Annotated in this window: 3 protein-coding genes; 1 reads left to right on the top strand and 2 read right to left on the bottom strand. The window is 44.8% G+C overall.

Annotation, left to right across the window (positions count from 1 at the left end):
* Nucleotides 1-7 precede the first annotated feature (7 nt).
* The gene (locus tag F6K20_RS30195) at nucleotides 8-208 is read right to left on the bottom strand and encodes a hypothetical protein (protein WP_131826915.1); all 201 of its coding nucleotides are present in this window, start codon (nucleotides 206-208) and stop codon (nucleotides 8-10) included.
* Between the two features lie 913 nt (nucleotides 209-1121).
* Here F6K20_RS30195 and F6K20_RS30190 point away from each other — a divergent pair.
* Complete coding sequence (locus F6K20_RS30190) at nucleotides 1122-2000, top strand: hypothetical protein (RefSeq protein WP_075873597.1); 879 nt, start codon at nucleotides 1122-1124, stop codon at nucleotides 1998-2000.
* A 405-nt stretch (nucleotides 2001-2405) separates the two neighbouring features.
* Here F6K20_RS30190 and F6K20_RS30185 read toward each other — a convergent pair whose 3' ends face one another.
* The gene (locus F6K20_RS30185) at nucleotides 2406-3212 is read right to left on the bottom strand and encodes a sulfite exporter TauE/SafE family protein (protein WP_008183340.1); all 807 of its coding nucleotides are present in this window, start codon (nucleotides 3210-3212) and stop codon (nucleotides 2406-2408) included.
* Nucleotides 3213-3404 lie beyond the last annotated feature (192 nt).

The following is a 3404-nucleotide window of genomic DNA, read 5'->3' as shown; positions in this document are numbered from 1 at the left end:
CTTACTTTTAGGTGCGACCCGTGGCGAATTTAATTCGCCGAACGCGCCCCGCGTCTCCTACGGAGAACGGAAAGCGCACCTTTGACTTCTGACCCAAGAACCTTGCTGACTTGCGCGTAGCGCTATACCCTTTCTTGAAAAGGGATGCCACATCAGATTGTCCGATGATTGGCTCGGGGTAATCGGTAATCCTACGACCATTACTCATTACCCATTACCAAAAGGGAGGAAAAAAAAGTCTATACTCTGGGATTTGAGCAACCAGACATTCTATATTTAGGGAAATTTGGCGAGAAGCTGCCAGAGGAAGTGAAACAAAAGGCGATGGAGACGAAACAGGCAATTGTTGATCACACAATTCAATTAACACGCGGGAGAATGGCACACGGCTTAAGGTCAAACCTAGATTAGATATGGAATAGTCAAAAACTAGACACCGATGAGCATTTAGCTTATCGACCATGACCTTCTACTTAGGGGAAATGACTTGGTATGGACAGATGTGAGTAGCCCCGATGGAGTGTTGTGAGCGGAGTGTTGTGAGCATTGGGTTACAGAGGCAATCAGAATCGATGCCATCAGCTGCCGTTTTTCCAGAGGAATCTGGCGGGAGTTCCCTATTTTACAGCTTGCAGTTATTGTGTGAGGATGTTAGATCAAATTGGAGTCAAAGGTACTACTCCTACTCCCGTTGCTATGGGAGTTATGTGAAGTACCGACAACTAAATCGAAGATTATGGTTGAGGCTTCTAGTTTCATCCGCTATCCCCTTCTGCGTAGAATCCCCCGTCCTTGACACCAGGGAGAGTTCAAAAAAGAACACACAAGCAGTGTTAATTCGCTTCCTTTCACTTATCAGGAACCCATTGTTAATGTTTAAGGAGTAAAGTATATAAACAATTATGCCCAGTAAACAAGTTTTTGTTCGAGAATACAAAGTAAGAGCCCACAGGCGTACTATCCATACACGGGTTTACAAGTTCATTTGCCACTACTGCAATACCCCTGCAGAGAGGGAGACTTATGCTACCTGTTGTCCCAAGTATGGAAATCGCTGCAAAGGAGTAGCCAGAAAGTGTCTTCGCTATCAACACGCTAACGAATCTGGGGGAAAAAAGTAGATGTCTTATGTTCCATCACAGCCATCGCTACCATCGCAAAGTCAAAACATGTTAGCAGATTTGGTTGATTACTACCGACAAATGGTGGAGTATCATGAACAAGCTGCCACAGTTGCAAGAGAACAGCTTAACCATGCTAAAGCTTTGCTAAATACAAATGCATTAGCTCTACCAGAAAACAACTCCAACAAGTTCCTGCCTCCTGGAAATAGCAACCACAACCAGCAGGAAAAATACTACCTCACCACGCCAGTAGCTGAATTGCCCGCAGACTTCTCCACTGAAACTGAATTAGAGGAGTCAGCATTAGCACTCAAACAACAACTCGATTACCAGGAGCAGAGGATTACAGAAGCCATTGACCGACTCCTGGAAACCCACAGGGGTACGATCTTCCGAGTTGATTACCTGATCAGGGAGCTGTTTGGAGAGTTGGATAAAGACGATATTGCCTCGAAAACTTCTCTGGTCAAATCCATTTTGTTGAAAGGAGAGAGCCAGGGGTTATGGGACTCTATCCCTGACTCTCCAGGTTGCTACACCTTTTCTCTTGAAGATTTTCCCGATTTAGTTGCTACCAATAAACCTCAGAGAAAGCCTGCCAAGAGCAAAGTTCGTCGGCCTTCTCCGCTACCTAAGTTAGAGCAATTAAAGTATATGACCTTATATGAGCTCGTGGCTTCTGTGTTAAGAGAACACTATCCACAGATCATGAGTGCCGCAGATGTTTTGGACGTGCTTTATCCTAATGGTTTGGATCCTAAGAAGAAAAATGTAGCCCGTAAATCCATTAGTAACACCTTAACTAAAGGATGTGAATCTAAAGGCTGGAAACGAGTCCAGCCGGGGCGATATATCTGGGCTGGCGGTTTCACCTAAAGCTGAGTTCCGACACAAACGTTGTTGGTTATTGACAAACTATAACAGGACTTAGGCAGTGACTTTATCTGTAGGGTGCGTTAATAAAGCACCCTACTACATAAGCGCATTTAATGCCCAGTTTTGCGTAAGTCCTGCTCTTGCTAAAGTGATGTCTGATTCTGATATGTATAGCAGAAGTCATTTGTCAGAAGTCATTTGTCAGAAGTCAAACTCTTGCGCTTCTTGATGCAGTCGCTCATGGGGGAAACCCCCAAGACCGCGCTGCATCGCTTACAAAGGGTGTGAGACTTTTGTCATGTCCTAACTGCCCTGGCGACTGCTATATTTATAGTTCTATTCCCTTGTCCGAAGTTCCCTATTGCTCACCACTGCGGCGAAGTCTAATTAAATAGATACAGACTTTCAAGCACCGTAACTCTGCCATGCCTGCCAAAAAATATAAATTGATAGGGAAAACAACAGCGTGCGAAATCCATTGCTCACCACTTGGTCTGGTAACTTTGGCAAAAAGCGAGTACTAATTTGCGCTCCCAAAAAGCCTCCTATGCCCAGCAGCAGTCCCTCAATCCATAAGACATTTCCCTGTAAGGCATGTCCTACAGAGGCTGAAACTGCTGTAATCACGATTACCCCTAGACTTGTCTGAATCGCAGTTTTAATCGGTTCTCCTAGGAGCAACATTTGGAGTGGAACCATAATTGTTCCCCCACCAATACCAAATAGACCAGCTAATAAGCCAGCCAAAGCACCTGTCGCTATCCTTGCTACAGTAGCTTTGGTGGAAGAGTTTGAAGAAGGTGTGTTGTTTGGTGCTCTTTGAGATTCCTGTTGCGCTCTAGACTTAAGCTGTTTGCGTAGTTGGATCAAATATATCGTAACCAATAGCAGTATCCCAAAGGCTACCAGTAACAAGTAAGGAGGGAACAGGTCCGCTAGATAGGCACCAATTTGTGCTGTGATTAGAGCCGGAAATCCGATGCCAATTACACTTTTTAGATCAAAGTAGCCCATCCGCCAGTTTTGCACTGTACCAGAGCTAGCCGTAATCACAATCGACAGACTACTGGTAGCCGCCGCTTGAACTGGTTGATATCCTAATGCCACTAACAAGGGGACGAGCACTACACCGCCGCCAATGCCGAGAAATCCGGCAAGAATACCTGCTAATAAACCGGAACCAGCAAAAATCAATAAATGGGTAGGAGTCAAGCCCTTCGCTCCAATTCAAAATTATCAATTCAAAATTAAAAAATACCCCACGAATTAATTCGGGGGCTTGAAACATCGCTATCGGCTTTCGCCGACGCTGCGCGAACGCGACCATTCAAAATTAAAAAATACCATATAAATGAATTCAGGCGCTTGTATCCTTAGGTGCGCTTGACCTTGGCGAATTTAATA

Origin of the sequence: Moorena sp. SIO2C4, from assembly GCF_010672485.1 — a bacterium.
GTDB classification, from domain to species: domain Bacteria; phylum Cyanobacteriota; class Cyanobacteriia; order Cyanobacteriales; family Coleofasciculaceae; genus Moorena; species Moorena producens.
The sequence above is the reverse complement of the archived record's forward strand: the minus strand, read 5'-3'. Positions and strand labels throughout refer to the sequence as shown.

Excerpts from the sequence above, each read along its gene's own strand:
- F6K20_RS30195 (WP_131826915.1), bottom strand. The coding sequence starts at position 208 with ATGAGTAATGGTCGTAGGATTACCGATTACCCCGAGCCAATCATCGGA.
- F6K20_RS30190 (WP_075873597.1), top strand. The coding sequence starts at position 1,122 with ATGTCTTATGTTCCATCACAGCCATCGCTACCATCGCAAAGTCAAAAC.